This window comes from Streptomyces sp. NPDC043854 (genome assembly GCF_056436005.1).
Genome location: NZ_JBWKDK010000062.1, coordinates 1 through 15,566, shown reverse-complemented (window position 1 = coordinate 15,566; position 15,566 = coordinate 1). Strand labels below are relative to the sequence as shown.

Annotated in this window: 15 protein-coding genes; 4 read left to right on the top strand and 11 right to left on the bottom strand. The window is 73.6% G+C overall.

Going from position 1 to position 15,566, the window contains the following annotated elements:
- Positions 1–7 precede the first annotated feature (7 nt).
- The 3 genes from AC068A_RS32695 to AC068A_RS32685 form a co-directional block, all read right to left on the bottom strand.
- The gene (locus AC068A_RS32695; protein ID WP_478589897.1) at positions 8–1,165 is read right to left on the bottom strand and encodes an ROK family transcriptional regulator; all 1,158 of its coding nucleotides are present in this window, start codon (positions 1,163–1,165) and stop codon (positions 8–10) included.
- A 121-nt stretch (positions 1,166–1,286) separates the two neighbouring features.
- Positions 1,287–1,937 carry a response regulator transcription factor gene (locus tag AC068A_RS32690; protein ID WP_478589896.1) on the bottom strand — a complete coding sequence of 217 codons (651 nt, stop codon included), beginning with the start codon at positions 1,935–1,937 and terminating at the stop codon, positions 1,287–1,289.
- 4 nt (positions 1,938–1,941) lie between these two features.
- Entirely contained in the window at positions 1,942–3,117 is a 1,176-nt protein-coding gene (locus tag AC068A_RS32685) for a sensor histidine kinase (RefSeq protein WP_478589895.1), read from the bottom strand.
- Positions 3,118–3,225: 108 nt separating this feature from the next.
- Between AC068A_RS32685 and AC068A_RS32680 the strand changes: the two genes are divergently transcribed.
- Genes AC068A_RS32680 through AC068A_RS32670 form a run of 3 tightly spaced genes read left to right on the top strand, consistent with a single transcriptional unit; the run spans position 3,226 to position 5,400 of the window.
- A complete protein-coding gene (locus AC068A_RS32680) occupies positions 3,226–4,140 on the top strand; it encodes an ATP-binding cassette domain-containing protein (RefSeq protein ID WP_478589894.1) in 915 nt (304 codons plus the stop codon).
- Between the two features lie 23 nt (positions 4,141–4,163).
- Complete coding sequence (locus AC068A_RS32675) at positions 4,164–4,916, top strand: ABC transporter permease (RefSeq protein ID WP_478589893.1); 753 nt, start codon at positions 4,164–4,166, stop codon at positions 4,914–4,916.
- 49 nt (positions 4,917–4,965) lie between these two features.
- Positions 4,966–5,400 carry a hypothetical protein gene (locus AC068A_RS32670; protein ID WP_478589892.1) on the top strand — a complete coding sequence of 145 codons (435 nt, stop codon included), beginning with the start codon at positions 4,966–4,968 and terminating at the stop codon, positions 5,398–5,400.
- On the opposite strand, the gene mug is transcribed toward AC068A_RS32670, so the two are convergent.
- The 8 genes from mug to bioB form a co-directional block, all read right to left on the bottom strand.
- Entirely contained in the window at positions 5,397–5,957 is a 561-nt protein-coding gene (gene mug, locus AC068A_RS32665) for a G/U mismatch-specific DNA glycosylase (protein WP_478589914.1), read from the bottom strand. The genes AC068A_RS32670 and mug overlap by 4 nt on opposite strands.
- Entirely contained in the window at positions 5,954–7,387 is a 1,434-nt protein-coding gene (gene purB, locus AC068A_RS32660; protein WP_478589891.1) for an adenylosuccinate lyase, read from the bottom strand. The genes mug and purB overlap by 4 nt, the downstream gene beginning before the upstream one ends.
- A 71-nt stretch (positions 7,388–7,458) precedes the next feature.
- On the bottom strand, positions 7,459–8,250 hold the full coding sequence (locus AC068A_RS32655; RefSeq protein WP_478589890.1) for an SGNH/GDSL hydrolase family protein: 792 nt from the start codon (positions 8,248–8,250) through the stop codon (positions 7,459–7,461).
- Positions 8,251–8,279: 29 nt separating this feature from the next.
- Positions 8,280–9,305: a hemolysin family protein gene (locus AC068A_RS32650; protein ID WP_478589889.1), complete on the bottom strand. Its 1,026-nt coding sequence runs from the start codon at positions 9,303–9,305 to the stop codon at positions 8,280–8,282.
- Positions 9,302–10,642 (bottom strand): hemolysin family protein, encoded by a 1,341-nt coding sequence (locus AC068A_RS32645; RefSeq protein ID WP_478589888.1) that lies wholly within the window; start codon positions 10,640–10,642, stop codon positions 9,302–9,304. The genes AC068A_RS32650 and AC068A_RS32645 overlap by 4 nt, the downstream gene beginning before the upstream one ends.
- A gap of 384 nt (positions 10,643–11,026) precedes the next feature.
- Positions 11,027–11,749, bottom strand: a complete 723-nt coding sequence (bioD, locus tag AC068A_RS32640; protein ID WP_478589887.1) for a dethiobiotin synthase — start codon at positions 11,747–11,749, stop codon at positions 11,027–11,029.
- 1 nt (position 11,750) lies between these two features.
- Positions 11,751–13,064, bottom strand: a complete 1,314-nt coding sequence (locus AC068A_RS32635) for an adenosylmethionine--8-amino-7-oxononanoate transaminase (RefSeq protein WP_478589886.1) — start codon at positions 13,062–13,064, stop codon at positions 11,751–11,753.
- Positions 13,057–14,388: a biotin synthase BioB gene (bioB, locus tag AC068A_RS32630; protein WP_478589885.1), complete on the bottom strand. Its 1,332-nt coding sequence runs from the start codon at positions 14,386–14,388 to the stop codon at positions 13,057–13,059. Before bioB ends, AC068A_RS32635 begins: the two co-directional genes overlap by 8 nt.
- 154 nt (positions 14,389–14,542) lie before the next feature.
- On the opposite strand from bioB, the gene AC068A_RS32625 reads away from it, so the two are divergent.
- On the top strand, positions 14,543–15,566 hold a 1,024-nt coding region (locus AC068A_RS32625), incomplete at its 3' end, for an aminotransferase class I/II-fold pyridoxal phosphate-dependent enzyme (protein WP_478589884.1).

Sequence of the window (15,566 nt, the reverse complement as noted above, 5' to 3'; positions counted from 1 at the left end):
GCGCTGTTCAGCGGCGGCGGCCGGTGACCGTCTTCTCCACGGCGAAGAGCTCCTCTTCCACCTGGTCCAGGGCCAGCCGCAGCGCCCCGGTGGCCACCGCCGCCTCGCCGAGCAGGGACTGGGCCACCCGCGGAGGACGCAGGCAGTAGCGCTCCAGCTCCCGGCGCAGCGGGTCCAGTACGCCGTCCAGGCCTGCCGCCCAGCCGCCGACCACCACCAGTTCCGGGTCCATCGCCAGGACCAGGGCCGCCACGTCGTGCACCAGGCGCTGGATGAAACGTTCCACCGCGGCCACGGCCCGCTCGTCCCCCCGCGCGGCCATCGCGAAGACCTCCGCCACCGCCTGCTCGTCGAGCGGGTGCAGCGGCTCGCCGGTGGTCGACAGCAGCCGCTCGGGTGTCGCCTCGCGGCCCAGCAGATGGAGCGCGCCGATCTCGCCGGCGGCCCCGCCGAACCCGCGGTGCAGCCGGCCGCCGATCAGCGAGCCGGCCCCCGGGCTGAGGCCGGCCATCACGAACACCATGTCGTCGGTGTCCTGCGCGGCCCCCTTCCAGTGCTCGGCGAGGGCCGCGGCGTTGGCGTCGTTCTCCACCTGGACGGGGCAGCGGAAGGACCGCCGCAGCCGGTCCCCGAGCGGCAGCCCGGTCCAGCCGGGCAGGGCCGTGCCCAGGCGCACCGTGCCGTCCGCCTCCACGATCCCGGGGCTGCCGACGCCGACGGCCCGCAGGGAGTCCCGCGGCACGCCAGCCCGGCGCAGCAGATCGGCCACCGCGGCCCGTACGCGCTCCAGCCGCTCGTCGGCGGACGCGGTCTCCGAGACGTCCTTGGTGCCGGCTCCGATCACCCGCCCGTCCAGCCCGGACAGCAGCACCGCGATCCGGTGGGAGCCGATCTCGATGCCGAGCAGGTGCCCGGCCTCGGCCCGGAACCGGAAGCGGCGGGCGGGCCGCCCCTGGCGCCGTGCCCCTTCCTCGGCCTCCGCCTCGACGACGAGCCCGGTGCCGATCAGCCCCTCCACGGCGCCCTCGACGGTGGGCCGGGAAAGCCCGGTCACCCGGGTGAGATCGGTGAGCGTCGGCGACTGCGCGGCGCGCAGCGCGCGCAGCACCACGGCCGAATTGATCCGCCGGAGCAGAGAGGGATCTCCGCCGGTCAGCTGCCCCAACGTCTGTCCTCCCAGCTGGCGAGCCTGTCAGCCGGATCGTACTGCGCCCCCGCCGCGGCGGCGAGATGCGGCCCCCACCGGACCAGGCCGGGGCGGGCGCGGGGCGGTCGGTGCGGGGCGGTCAGGTCGGGACGACGAAACCCGACTCGTACGCCGCGATCACCGCCTGGGTGCGGTCGCGCGCGCCCAGCTTCGACAGCACCGCGCTCACATGGGACTTCACGGTCTCGGCTCCCACGAACATCTCGGCCGCGATCTCCGCGTTGGTCAGCCCCCGCGCCATCAGCCGCAGCACTGCTTCCTCCCGCTCGGTCAGGGCGGCCCGCTCCAAACGGGCCCGCGCCCCGCTGCTCCCGTACTCCGCGGCCAGCGACCGCACCGCTGCCGGGAAGAGCAGCGTCTCCCCCTCCGCGACCAGCCGCACCGCGTGGACGATCTCCGACGGCCGGGCCCGCTTCAGCAGGAACCCGTCCGCCCCCGCCCGCAGCGCCCGGTACACGTACTCGTCGTTCTCGAAGGTGGTGACCACCAGGATCTTCGGCGGTTCGTCGATGCTCTTCAGCACCGCCTTGGTCGCTTCGATCCCGTCCAGCAGCGGCATCCGCACGTCCATGGCCACCACGTCCGGCCGCAGCTGCCGGACCAGCGGGATCACGGCCGCCCCGTCCGCGGCCTCACCCACCACCTCGATGTCGGGCTGGGCATCGAGCACGGCGCGCAGACCCGCGCGCACCAGGGGTTCGTCGTCCACGAGCAGTACGGTGACCGGCATTCCCTCAGCGTATGTGCTCCAGCGGAAGCCGCGCGCGCACCCTCCATCTCCCCTTGTACGGACCGGACTCCGCCGCACCGCCGAGCAGCGCGGCCCGCTCCCGCATCCCCCGCAGCCCGCTGCCGCTGCCGCCGGGTGCCCCCAGGCCCGCCGGCAGCGGATTCGACACCTCCAACTCCAGCCGTCTGCCGGTCATCTCCACCCTCACCCGGACCGGGACCGGACCGCAGTGCCTCAACACGTTCGTGAGCGCCTCCTGCAGGATCCGGTACGCCTCCTGGGTGACGGGCCGGGGCAACGTCTCCAGCGGGCCCGTCAGTTGGGCGTGCACCTCCGCCCCCGAGGCCCGGGTGGAGTCCAGCAGCCGGTCCGCGTCCGCCAGCGTCGGCCGCTGCGAGGGACGCGGACCGGAATCCCGCAGCACCGACAGGACCCGCTCCAGGTCCTCCAGGGCCGCCCGGCCGGTTTCCTCGATCGCGGTCAACGCCCGCTCCGTGAAGGCCGCATCGCCGGCCGCCCGCGCTGCCCCGGCCTGCACCACGGCCACCGTCAGCGCGTGGCCGATCGTGTCGTGCAGCTCGCGCGCGATCCGGGTGCGCTCCAGCAACTGCTCGGTGCGCTCCTCCAGGACCGAAAGCCGCTCCGCGGCGGACGGACCCAGCAGCCGGGCCGCGATGGAGGTCACGAGCTCGCCCAGCACGTGCACGGTGACGATCAGCAAGACCAGCGGCAGCGGAACGAGCACCGCGGCCACCCAGCGCGGCGGTGTGAACGGCAGCTCCTGGTACCCCTCAATCGGATAGCCCCACGCGGTGGCGAGCAGCTCGACCGTGAGCACCGGCAGGCAGTAGGTCGCGTACAAGGCGACGAACGCCAGCCCCAGCCGTATCTCGAGCCACAGCACGGTCCGCCAGCGGTCGACCCACCGCTTCGAGGCCGACGTGGATATGGCGCTCTCGTCCGACGTCCGGTCGTAGGGAGTCAGCAGGAACTGCGCCTGCAGGCCCTCGGCCATGCGCACCCACGGGAGCAGGCCGAACGGCGCGATGAGGAGAGCCGGCACCCACGGGATGTGCGGCGCTATGAACATCCAGACCGCCACCACCAGCATCGGGACGCACAGGTGAAGCCAACGCGAGTACGTCAGCGGGCGGAACGGTGCTGTGAGCAGTCGGTGCATGCCCCCATCGTGGCAGCCGGACGATCACGGCCGTCTCCCCCGTGCGGGGGAGACGATCCCCCCGCACGGGGGAGGAGAGGGGCTGGAGCAGGCGGCGAATCTTGAGCCATGAACCGCATCGAGATCCGCCAACTGACCAAGGAATACGGCACGGCCAAAGCCGTGGACCACCTCACCTTCGACGTCCTGCCCGGTCGGGTCACCGGCTTCCTGGGACCGAACGGCGCCGGCAAGTCCACCACCTTGCGGGTGCTGCTCGGGCTGGACCGGGCCACCTCCGGCACCGCCACCATCGGCGGCCACCGGTTCACCGACCTCCAGCAGCCGCTGGTCCGCGTCGGCGCGCTGCTGGACGCCCAGGCCGCGCACGGCGGCCGCACCGCCCGGGACCACCTGCTCGCCCTGGCTGTGAGCAACCGCATCCCGGTGCGCCGGGTGGACGAGGTCATGGAGCAGGCCGGCATCGCCTCCGCCGCGAAGCGGCGGATCAAGACCTACTCCCTGGGGATGCGGCAGCGGCTGGGCATTGCCGCCGCCCTGCTCGGGGACCCCGGCGTCCTGCTGCTGGACGAGCCCACCAACGGCCTCGACCCGGAGGGCATCATCTGGATCCGCGAGCTGATGCGCAGCCTGGCCGCCGACGGGCGGACCGTGCTGGTCTCCAGCCACCTGATGTCAGAGACGGCCTCCTTCGTGGATCATCTCGTCATCCTCGGCAGGGGGAAGCTGCTGGCCGACATGTCGATGGCGGCGTTCATCGACGAGCGGAGCACGCCCCGGGTGCGGCTGCGCACTTCCGACCCGATACGCCTGCGGACCACCCTCGCCCGAGAGGGACTGCAGCTGGCCGAGGACGACGGGGGCCGTTGGACCGTCGACGGCGCCCGCGCCGAGGCGATCGGGGCGATCACAGCCCGAGAGGGCATCCCGATCTTCGAACTCTCCGATGAGCGCGCCTCCTTGGAGGAGGCCTACCTCGACCTCACCGGCGACCACGCCCAGTTCGCTTCCGCGGGCCGCTGACCACCCCAGGAGGATCTTCCGCCATGTCCACCACCGCCCTGCCCACCCGAGCCGCCCTGCACTCGGAATGGATCAAGATACGCTCGCTGCGCGGTACCTCCGGGTCCCTCGTCGCCGTCTTCGTGGCCCTCACCGGAATTCAGATGCTCATCGCCGCCGCCATCGGGACCGCCGAGGAAGACAGCTTGGGCACGGACCCGTTGTTCGCCGCCTTCTACAGCCTCGTCTTCGGCCAGACGGCGGCCCTCGCGTTCGGGGCGAACGCCTTCGCGAGCGAGTTCCACAACAACGCCCTGCGGATCACGCTGGCCTCGGTGCCGAACCGGACCCGCTTCTACCTGTCGAAGCTGGTCGCGGTGGGCGGGCTCGCCTTCCTGGTGGGACAGGCGACCGCCTTCGCGACCTTCCTCGGCGGCCAGGCCTTCATGGGCCAGTACGCCATCGGCCTGGGGGCGGAGGGCGCACTCCGCGCCGTCGTCGGCTGCGGGCTCTACCTGACCCTGATGTCCCTGTTCGCCGCCGGCCTCACGGCCGTGTTCCGCAGCGCGGCCGCGACGCTCAGCGTCCTCATACCGTTCGTCCTGGTCGTCCCCTTCGTCGTGGGCGACCTCGCGGGCGGTGCCGTGCAGTACCTGCCGGACCGTGCAGGGCAGATGGTGATGCGCATCGAGTCGCCTGGCGAGCTGGGCCCGTGGACCGGCCTGGGGGTGATGGCGCTGTGGACGGCGGCCGCATTGATCGGCGGCTGGCTGGCGGTGCGTCGACGCGACGCCTGACGCGCATGACGGAAAGCCAGTTGTCAGTGGTCGCCGGAATACTGACGGCATGACCACCGAACGGCATCTGGAGACGATCGACCGGCTGCTGGCCAGTGAGTTCCCCGCCGAGCGCGGCCGGTCGGACGTGGGGACGAGCGGACCGGGGTACCACCTGGCCGAGCTGGGCGGGAGCCGGTGGTACGGGGACGAGGACGCGGCCGACCGGGCGGCGCACGAGGACCAGGTATCCGCCGAGTACGAGGCCCTGACCCAGCGGTTGGAGGAGCGGTGGGGGAGCCCCGACACGTTCAGCCTCGCCGCACTGATACTGCGGGACGGGCACGAGCAGGAGCCGCAGCCCTGGCGGGAGATCGGTGAGACCAGCGACCACCTGCACCTGTGGCGGGCCGGGGACCGCTGGGTCGCCCTGTACACGGCCCGCTGGGGGGCCGACCACTCGCCGCAGCTGATGGCCGCGGTCACCGTGGTCGACCCGCCCTAGGCCTCCGGCTGGGCCTCGGCGGCGGCCTCGGCGGCCGCGCGGAGGCGGGCGTACTCCCGGGCCATGGTCTCCGCGGTCCAGTGGGCGTTGAGACCGCTGGGGTTGGGGAGGGCCCAGATGCGGGTGGAGCCGATGGTCCGCTCCTGCGGGCCTATGGAGGCGCCCTTCTCCTCGAAGGCCGTGCGGTAGGCCGTGACGCCGGCGACGGCCAGCCACTGGGGGCGCAGGCGCTCCACCTTGTCCCTCAGGAGGCGGCCGCCCTCGATCAGCTCCTCCTTGCTCAGCTCGTCGGCCCGGGCCGAGGCACGGGCGACGACGTTGGTGATGCCGAGCCGGTAGGTCAGCAGCTCCTCCTGCTCGGCCGGGGCCAGGCGGCGCGGGGTGAAGCCGGCCAGGTGCAGGACGGGCCAGAAGCGGTTGCCGGGACGGGCGAAGTGGTGCCCCGTCGCGGCGGAGAGGAGACTCGGGTTGATTCCGCAGAACAGCACGCGCAGACCACCCGCGACCACGTCGGGGACGACGCGGTCGCGGGCGGCTTCGAGCTCCGCGGGGGTCAGAGGATCGACCCCGGCGCGTACCCGGCGGCCTCCGGGTACTGCTTGGCGATTGCCTCGATGCGGGAGGCCACCGCCGAGACCTGGTCGCCGGCGGCGCCCGTGAAGGACAGCTTGTCGGCCATCAGGGCGTCGAGCTGCGTCCGGTCCAGCGGCATCCGCTCGTCCGCGGCCAGCTTGTCCAGCAGCTCGTTGCGCTCGGCACCCTGCTCGCGCATCGCGAGCGCGGAGGCCACCGCGTGCTCCTTGATGATCTCGTGGGCGGCCTCGCGGCCGACGCCGGCCCGCACCGCGCCCATCAGGACCTTGGTGGTCGCGAGGAACGGCAGGTAGCGGTCGAGCTCGCGGGCCACGACGGCCGGGAAGGCGCCGAACTCGTCGAGGACCGTGAGGAAGGTCTCCAGCAGGCCGTCGAAGGCGAAGAACGCGTCCGGCAGCGCTACCCGGCGGACCACGGAGCAGGAGACGTCGCCCTCGTTCCACTGGTCGCCGGCCAGCTCGCCGGTCATCGAGGCGTAGCCGCGGAGGATGACCATGAGGCCGTTCACACGCTCGCAGGAGCGGGTGTTCATCTTGTGCGGCATCGCGGAGGAGCCGACCTGGCCCGGCTTGAAGCCCTCGGTGACGAGCTCGTGTCCGGCCATCAGGCGGATCGTCTTCGCGATGGACGACGGGGCGGCGGCCAGCTGCACCAGGGCGGTGACCACGTCGTAGTCGAGCGAGCGCGGGTATACCTGGCCGACGGAGGTGAAGGCCTGGGCGAAGCCGAGGTGGGCGGCGATCCGCTGCTCCAGCTCGGCGAGCTTGGCGGCGTCGCCGCCGAGCAGGTCGAGCATGTCCTGGGCGGTGCCGACCGGGCCCTTGATCCCGCGCAGCGGGTAGCGCCCGATCAGGTCCTCCAGGCGGTCGAAGGCGACCAGCAGCTCGTCGGCGGCGGTGGCGAAGCGCTTGCCGAGGGTGGTCGCCTGCGCGGCGACGTTGTGGGAGCGGCCGGCCATGACCAGCTCCGCGTGCTCGCCGGCCAGCTTGCCGAGGCGGGCGAGGACGGCGACCGTGCGGTCGCGGGCCAGCTCCAGGGAGAGCCGGATCTGGAGCTGCTCGACGTTCTCGGTGAGGTCGCGGGAGGTCATGCCCTTGTGGACGTGCTCGTGGCCGGCGAGGGCGTTGAACTCCTCGATGCGGGCCTTCACGTCGTGCCGGGTGACCTTCTCGCGCTCGGCGATGGAGGCGAGGTCGACGGTTTCCAGGACGCGCTCGTAGTCGGCGAGGGCGGCGTCCGGGACCTCGATGCCGAGGTCTTTCTGGGCGCGCAGCACGGCGAGCCACAGCCGCCGCTCCAGCGTCACCTTGTACTCGGGGGACCACAGGACGGCGAGCTCCGGGGAAGCGTAGCGGCCGGCCAGGACATTGGGGATGCGGGGCTTGGCTGTCACGTGTAGGGATTCTACTGGGGCCGCTGCTGTGCGATTGCGCAGGTCGGACGCCTGCCCCGGATTGTGCCTTGCTACGAGAGCCGCTTGCCCGCGGAGACCTCGTACGGCAGCAGCTCCGGGCGCTTGGCAGGGCGGCCGTCCCCGGAGGAGCGGCCCGTCAGCCGGCGGCCGATCCACGGCAGCAGGTGCTGCCGGGCGAAGCTCAGGTCCTGGGAGCGGCGCACGCCCCAGCCCGGCCGCCGGGCCGGCGGCAGTGCCGCCCGCCAGTCCTCCTGCGCCGGCAGTCCGAGAGTCTGCCAGACCGCCTCGGCCACCCGCCGGTGGCCCTCGTGCGTCAGGTGCAGCCGGTCCACGTCCCACAGGCGCGGGTCGCCGAGCACCGGTGCCCCGTACAGGTCGACCACCAGGGCGCCGTGCCGGGCGGCGAGCTCCTCGAGGATGCCGAAGAGCTCCTCCATCCGGGGCCGGAAGCGCTCCATCACCGTGCCGGTCCGCCCCGGCGAGCGCATCAGCACCAGCGTCTTGCAGGAGGGGGCCAGCAGGCCGACGGCCTCCTCCAGGTGGCCGCGGACCCGGCCCATGTCGACCTGCGGCCGCAGGGCGTCGTTGAGCCCGCCCACCAGCGTCACCACGTCGGCGTGCATCGCCGCCGCCAGCGGGGCCTGGTCCTCGGCGATCTGCCCGATCAGCTTCCCGCGGACGGCGAGGTTCGCATAGCGGAAGCCCGGCTCGCGCGCGGCGAGCCGGGCCGCCAGCAGGTCTGCCCAGCCCCGGTAGGAGCCGTCCGGCAGCAGGTCGGACATGCCTTCGGTGAAGGAGTCGCCGATCGCGACGAAACTGGTGTAAGACGCATTGATCCCCATGGCGCAGCGATGCTACCGCGCGGTACGGATCAGGCGGAGGCCGGGCGCCCGAACAGCTCGCGCAGCACGTCCTCCATCGTCACCAGCCCCGCCATCGTCCCGTCCGGGCCGAGGACCGCCGCCAGGTGCGTCCGGCTGCGCCGCATCGCGGTCAGCACGTCGTCCAGCGGGGTCTCCGCCCGCACCTGCGCGATCGACCGCAGCGCCGACACCGGGAACGGCTGCCTGCGCTCCGGCCCGTCCGCGTCCAGGGCGTCCTTGACGTGCAGGTACCCCAGGATCCTGGACTGCGGGTCGGTCACCGGGAAGCGGGAGTACCCGGACGAGGCCGAGAGCCGCTCCAGCCCGTCCGGCGTGATGCCCACCTTGGCCGCGACGACCCGGTCCGAGGGCAGCACCACGTCGGCGACCGGCCGCCGTCCCAGCTCGAGGGCGTCGTGCAGGCGCTCGCTCGCCCGGTCGTCGATGAGCCCCGCTTCGCTGGAGTCCTTGACGATCCGCGCGAGCTCGTCGTCGGAGAACGTGGCGGAGACCTCGCCCCTCACCTCGACCCGCAGCAGCCGCAGCAGCAGGTTGGCGAAGGCGTTCACCGCGAAGATCACCGGACGCAGCGCCCGGGTGGCCGCGACCAGCGGCGGGCCCAGGAGCAGAGCGGTGCGCACCGGCTCGGACAGGGCCACGTTCTTCGGGACCATCTCGCCGAACAGCATGTGCAGGTACGTCGCCAGCGTCAGCGCCACCACGAACGAGATGGCGTGCGTCAGCCCGGACGGTATGCCCACGAGGTCGAAGAGCGGGGTCAGCAGGTGCGCGATGGCCGGCTCGGCCACCACACCCAGCACTAGGGTGCACAGGGTGATGCCCAGCTGCGCCGCCGCCATCAGGCCGGAGACGTGCTCCAGGCCCCAGAGCACGGAGCGGGCCCGCCGGTCGCCCTGTTCGGCGTACGGCTCGATCTGGCTGCGCCGGACCGAGACCAGCGCGAATTCCGCGCCGACGAAGAAGGCGTTGACGACCAGGGTCGCCAGGCCGATCAGCAGTTGCAGCACCGTCATCGCCGCGCCTCCCCGCCGGGGTCCTGCCGGGGGCCGGCCGGAGCGTGCAGCAGCACGCGCGCGGCGCGCCGCCCGCTGGCGTCGACCACGTCGAGCCGCCAGCCCTCCAGCTCCAGGCTGTCGCCGACGGCCGGGATCCGGCCCAGCTCGGCGGCCATCAGCCCGGCGAGGGTCTCGTACGGGCCGTCCGGGACGCGCAGCCCGATCTGCCGGAGCTGGTCGGTTCGCGCGGCGCCGTCGGCGGAGTAGAGCAGCCGCCCGGAGGCGTCCGTGCCGGCCGGGGCCAGGCCGGGGGTCTCGAGCGGGTCGTGCTCGTCGTGGACCTCGCCGACGACCTCCTCCATGATGTCCTCCAGCGTGGCAACGCCGGCGGTGCCGCCGTACTCGTCGATGACGACGGCCATGGTCTGCTTCCCGGACAGCCGGTCCAGCAGCCGGTCCACGGTCAGCGACTCCGGTACGAACAGCGGCGGGCGCAGCAGCTGCGCGACCGGGTGGCGGTGCCGGGCCTCGGCGGGCAGGGCGAGGACGTCCTTGATGTGGACGGTGCCGACGACGGTGTCGAGGCTGCCCCGGTAGACCGGGAAGCGCGACAGACCGGTGGCCAGGGTGGCGTTGGCCACGTCCTCCGCAGTGGTCTGCACGTCGAGCGCGGTGACCTGGACGCGCGGGGTCATGACGTTCTCCGCGGTCAGGTCGGCGAGGTTCAGGGTCCGCACGAAGCGTTCGGCAGTCTCCCGCTCCAGGGCGCCGGCCTTGGCCGAGTGCCGGGCCAGGGCCACCAGTTCCTGGGGGGAGCGCGCGAAGGCGAGCTCCTCGGCCGGCTCCAGCCCGAGTCGGCGGACCAGGTGGTTCGCGGTGCTGTTCAGGTGGCTGATGAACGGGCGGAACGCCCCGCTGAAGACCCGCTGCATGGTCGCCACCCGCTTGGCGATGGCCAGCGGGGAGGAGATCGCCCAGTTCTTGGGCACCAGCTCGCCGACGACCATCAGGACGACGGTCGACAGCACGGTGCCGAGGATCAGCGCGGTCGAGGAGGCGGCCGCGGCCGACAGGCCCATGGCCTCGAAGGGGCCCTGGAGCAGGGCGGCGATCGACGGCTTGGCGATCATGCCGATGATCAGGCCGGTCACGGTGATGCCGAGCTGGGCGCCGGACAGCTGGAAGGTCAGGCTGCGCACGGCGGCCAGGGCGCTCTCCGCGCCGCGTTCGCCGCGCTCGGCGGCCCGTTCGAGCTCGCTGCGCTCGACGGTGGTCAGGGAGAATTCGGCCGCGACGAACACTCCGCAGGCAAGGCAGAGCAGCAGCGCCACGACGAGCAGGAGCACTTCGGTCATCGTCCGTCACCTCCGTCCCATGGTCGGCCAGGAGGAGGGGCGGCGCGCGGTGTCGCACGGCGCGGCGCCGGGTACGGCCATGTCGGTTCCTGCGGCGATGTCGGTTACCGGGGGCTCGTCCATGGGCGGACGCTCACACCTTTCACGGGGATCTCGTCGGGGTGCAGCCGGATGCCCCCATGGTAAAGGACAGGTAAAGTGTGGCGTCATGCTTTTGGCGGAGCGATCGCCGGTTTCGACGGCCGGCGCTGCCACCTCTGCCGGCCCGCGGTGCCCCCCGGACCACCGCCGCCAAGGCCCAGCCGGCTGAAACGGCGAGCGCCCCGTCCGGGGACGGGGCGCTCGGCGCGCGGAACGGCGCACCCGGACGCGCGGGCGGCCGGGCTACGGAGCCGGCCAGGCGGCCAGGAAGGACTGCGCCGACCACGTGCCCCACAGCGACGGGTCCAGCCAGGCCGGGGCCGCGGCCCGGAACTCCTCCGGGGCCAGCGCTCCGGAGCCCTCCGGAACCGCGCCCAGCAGCGGCAGCCCGGACGAGGCCGGCAGGTCCGCCAGGTTGCAGCGGCAGGCCAGGTCGGGGTCGGCGGGCCAGCTGCCGATGACCACGCCGAGCGCGGTCAGCTCCCGGGCCCGCAGCGCCTCGGCCGTGAGGGCCGTGGAGTTCAGCGTTCCCAGGGCCGCGGGGGCGACCACCAGGACCGGGGCGTCGAGCAGCCGCGCCGCGTCGGCGAGGGTGTGCCCCGCCCCGTCGAAGCGGACCAGGAGGCCGCCCGCCCCCTCCACCAGGACGAGGTCGTGGGAGGCGGCGAGCTTGGCCGCGGCCTCCGCGATCTCGTCCGGCGAGAGGGTCGGCAGCCCCGCACGGCGCGCCGCCGTGTCCGGAGCCAACGGCTCCGGATAGCGGGCCAGTTCCACGGCGGTGACGGACGGCCCGGCCAGCCGGGCCGCATCGGCCGCATCCCCCGGCACCCCGGGCTCCAGCCCGGTCTGCGCGGGCTTGAGCACCGCCACCGACCGGCCGGCCGCCGCGGCGGCCGCCGCGATCGCCGAGGTGACGACGGTCTTGCCGATCTCCGTGCCCGTTCCGGACACCACGATCACGGACACCTCAGCCCACCTCCGCGGCCGCGCACACCGCACGGCAGATCCGGGCCACATCGGCGTCGCCCGTCACGAACGGCGGCATCGTGTAGACCAGGTCGCGGAACGGGCGCAGCCACACACCCTCGCGGACCGCGGCAGCCGTCGCCGCCGCCATGTCCACCTCGTGGTCCAGCTGGACCACGCCGATCGCGCCCAGCACGCGTACGTCGCGGACGCCCGCCAGCTCCCGGGCCGGGGCGAGGCCCTCCAGCAGCCCCGCCTCGATCCGCTTGACCTCGCGCTGCCAGTCCTGGCCGAGCAGCAGGTCGATCGAGGCCAGCGCCACGGCGGTGGCGAGCGGGTTGCCCATGAAGGTCGGCCCGTGGGCGAGCACCGGCACCTCGCCCCGCGAGATGCCGGCCGCCACCCGCTCCGTGCACAGCGTGGCCGCCAGGGTGAGGTAGCCGCCGGTCAGGGACTTGCCCAGGCACATCACGTCCGGGGTGATCCCGGCGTGATCGGCCGCGAACAGGGCGCCGGTGCGGCCGAAGCCCGTCGCGATCTCGTCCAGGATGAGCAGGACGTCGTACTCGTCGCACAGCTCGCGCAGGACCCGCAGGTAGCCCGGGTTGTGGAAGCGCATGCCGCCCGCGCCCTGGACCACCGGCTCCACGATCACCGCGGCCAGCTCGTCGGCGTGCGCGGCGATCAGGGAGCGCAGGTGGGCGACGTACGCGGGGTCCACCGGCGCGGCGAAGCCGCTCGGCGGGACGTCCGCGAAGACCTGCCGCGGCAGGACGCCCGACCACAGCTCGTGCATGCCGCCCTCGGGGTCGCAGACGGCCATCGGCGTCCAGGTGTCCCCGTGGTAGCCGCCCTGCCAGGTCATCAGGCGGGTCTTGGACCGCCGGCCGGTGGAGCGCCAGTACTGCAGGCACATCTTCGCCGCGACCTCGACCGAGACGGAGCCCGAGTCGGCGAGGAAGACGTGCTCCAGGCCGGCCGGGGTGATCTCGACCAGCTTCGCCGCCAGCCGGACGGCGGGCTCGTGGGTGAGCCCGCCGAACATCACGTGCGACATGCGGCCCAGCTGGCCGGCCGCGGCCTCGTTGAGCGCCGGGTGGTTGTAGCCGTGGATGGCCGACCACCAGGAGGACATGCCGTCGACCAGCTCGTCCTGTCCCTGCGAGGGTTCGGCGAGCCGCAGCCGCACCCCCGAGGCGGAGGAGACGACCAGCGGCTCCTGCCGCCCGGGCATCGGGCCGTACGGGTGCCAGACGTGCTGCCGGTCCAGCGCGAGGAGTTCGGCGGCCGGCAGCGGGCCGTGCGGATCAGGCATTGGGGGCGAGGTCCGTCCCCGCGCCGCGGCGGCGCACCGCCACCAGGTCCGAGCGCACCTCGCCCGCCGGCGCCTGCGCGAGGACGGGCTCGGCCCCGGGCTCGACGGCGGGCTCCGTCGCCGGCTCGGCCGCGGGCGCGTGCGCGTGGCCGGAGCAGCCGCCGCACGCCGAGCCGCACCCGGCCTCCGCCGCGGCCGAGCCGCAGCCGGCCTCCGCCGCGGCCGAGCCGCAGCCGGCCTCCGCCGCGGCCGAACCGCAGCCGGCCTCCGCCGCGGCCGAACCGCACGGTCCGTGGGCCGCGGCCGCCGCCGCGGCGTCCGCCCGGTGCGCGGGGAGGGTCTGCGTACCGGCGCCCTCCACCTCGAAGCCCGCGTCGGCGATCATGTCGAGGTCGGCCTGGCCGGCCTGGCCCTCGCTGGTGAGGTAGTCGCCGAGGAAGATCGAGTTCGCCAGGTGCAGCGCCAGCGGCTGCATGCTCCGCAGGTGCACCTCGCGCCCGCCCGCGATCCGGACCTCGATGTCGGGGCAGACGAACCGCACCATCGCGAGGATGCGCAGGCAGCGCTGCGGGGTGAGGTTCCACTCCTTGGCCAGTGGGGTGCCCTCGAACGGGATCAGGAAGTTGACCGGCACCGAGTCCGGGTCCAGCTCGCGCAGCGAGTAGACGACGTCGACCAGGTCCTCGTCGGTCTCGCCCATGCCCGCGATGAGGCCGGAGCAGGCGGACAGGCCCGCGGCGTGCGCCTTCTGCACGGTGTCGACCCGGTCCGCGTAGGTGTGGGTCTTGGTGATCTGGCCGTACGTCGACTCGGACGTGTTGAGGTTGTGGTTGTAGGCGTCGGCGCCCGCCGCCTTCAGGCGCTCGGCCTGTCCGTCCGACAGCAGGCCGAGGCAGGCGCAGACCTCGACGCCCTCGTTCTGCTCCTTGATGGCCTCGATGGTCTTGCCGACGCGCTCCACGTCCCGGTCCGTGGGGCCGCGCCCGCTCGCCACGAGGCACACGCGCTTGGCGCCGCCCGCGACACCGGCCGCGGCGGCCTGGGAGGCCTCGTCCGGCTTCAGCCAGGTGTACTTGAGGATGTCCGCCTTCGATCCCAGGCGCTGGGAGCAGTACGAGCAGTCCTCCGGGCAGAGCCCGGACTTCAGGTTGACCAGGTAGTTCAGCTTGACCCGACGCCCGAACCACTGGCGGCGCACCTTGCCGGCCGCGGCCACCACGTCGAGCAGTTCGTCGTCGGAGGTCGCCAGTACGGCGAGAGCCTCTTCGCGGGTCGGCAGCTCGCGCCGCAGCCCCTTGTCCACCAGGGTGTTCAGCAGATCCATGAGGGCGATCCTGGACCACACGACCACTCCCGGCCAAGGAGAGATCGCACAACATGGCCGGAACGGAGTGTGTGTATCGCCACATCAGACACTCGGGTGTCGGCCGTTAGGGTCGGGCGACGCCTGTCGACAGCCGACAAATCGCGAGGAACAGATGCCCCAGCACAACCGCGAACCCGAGGACGTGTTCGCGTGGATCGACGCCGCTGAACGGGCCCGAGAGCAGGCCGGGCTGGTGCGGACGCTGCGCCCGCGTCCCGCCGACTCGCCGCTGCTCGACCTCGCGAGCAACGACTACCTGGGCCTGTCCCGGCACCCGGAGACCGTGCGCGGAGCCTGCGGGGCGGCCGCCCGGTGGGGCGCCGGGGCCACCGGATCGCGCCTGGTCACCGGCACGACCGAGCTGCACGGGGAGCTCGAGCGGGAGCTCGCGGACTTCTGCGGCTTCGAGGCGGCGCTCGTGCTGTCCTCCGGCTACGCGGCCAACCTCGCGGCCGTCACCGCGCTCAGCGACCGGGGCACCCTCGTCGTCTCCGACGCCGGGAACCACGCCTCCATCGTCGACGGCTGCCGGCTCTCGCGCGCCGCGACCGCGGTGATCCCGCATGCGGACCCGGACGCCGCGCTGAAGACGCTCGCCGCACACGAGGGTCGGGCGCTGCTGGTCAGCGACTCGGTGTTCTCCGTCGACGGGGACGCGGCGCCGCTCGCCGGCTATGCCGCGGCCTGCCGCGAGGAGGGCGCGGCGCTGGTCGTGGACGACGCCCACGGCCTGGGCGTGCTGGGCGAGGGCGGCCGCGGCGCGCTGCACGCCGCCGGGCTCGCGGGCGCGCCCGGCGTGGTCGCCACACTGACCCTCTCGAAGTCCCTGGGCAGCCAGGGCGGTGCCGTCCTCGGCCCCGCCAAGGTGATCCGGCACCTGGTCAACACGGCCCGGACCTTCATCTTCGACACCGGTCTGGCCCCGGCGGCCGCGGGTGCGGCGCTGGCGAGCCTGCGGCTGCTGCGGCGCGAACCGGAGCGCGCCGCGCAGGCACGCGAGGTGGCCCGCCTGCTGCACGGGCGGCTCACCGCGTCCGGCCTGACCGCGGCCAGGCCGGAGACGGGAGTGGTTTCGGTGCCGGGCCCCCCGGGGCGGGGGGCGATGCGCTGGGTCACCGAGCGCCGCGAGGGGGGTC

Excerpts from the sequence above, each read along its gene's own strand:
- AC068A_RS32670 (WP_478589892.1), top strand. The coding sequence starts at position 4,966 with ATGACCACCGAACGGCATCTGGAGACGATCGACCGGCTGCTGGCCAGT.
- AC068A_RS32680 (WP_478589894.1), top strand. The coding sequence starts at position 3,226 with ATGAACCGCATCGAGATCCGCCAACTGACCAAGGAATACGGCACGGCC.
- AC068A_RS32685 (WP_478589895.1), bottom strand. The coding sequence starts at position 3,117 with ATGCACCGACTGCTCACAGCACCGTTCCGCCCGCTGACGTACTCGCGT.
- AC068A_RS32655 (WP_478589890.1), bottom strand. The coding sequence starts at position 8,250 with ATGGGGATCAATGCGTCTTACACCAGTTTCGTCGCGATCGGCGACTCC.
- AC068A_RS32650 (WP_478589889.1), bottom strand. The coding sequence starts at position 9,305 with ATGACGGTGCTGCAACTGCTGATCGGCCTGGCGACCCTGGTCGTCAAC.
- AC068A_RS32690 (WP_478589896.1), bottom strand. The coding sequence starts at position 1,937 with ATGCCGGTCACCGTACTGCTCGTGGACGACGAACCCCTGGTGCGCGCG.
- AC068A_RS32645 (WP_478589888.1), bottom strand. The coding sequence starts at position 10,642 with ATGACCGAAGTGCTCCTGCTCGTCGTGGCGCTGCTGCTCTGCCTTGCC.
- AC068A_RS32635 (WP_478589886.1), bottom strand. The coding sequence starts at position 13,064 with ATGCCTGATCCGCACGGCCCGCTGCCGGCCGCCGAACTCCTCGCGCTG.
- AC068A_RS32675 (WP_478589893.1), top strand. The coding sequence starts at position 4,164 with ATGTCCACCACCGCCCTGCCCACCCGAGCCGCCCTGCACTCGGAATGG.
- bioB (WP_478589885.1), bottom strand. The coding sequence starts at position 14,388 with ATGGATCTGCTGAACACCCTGGTGGACAAGGGGCTGCGGCGCGAGCTG.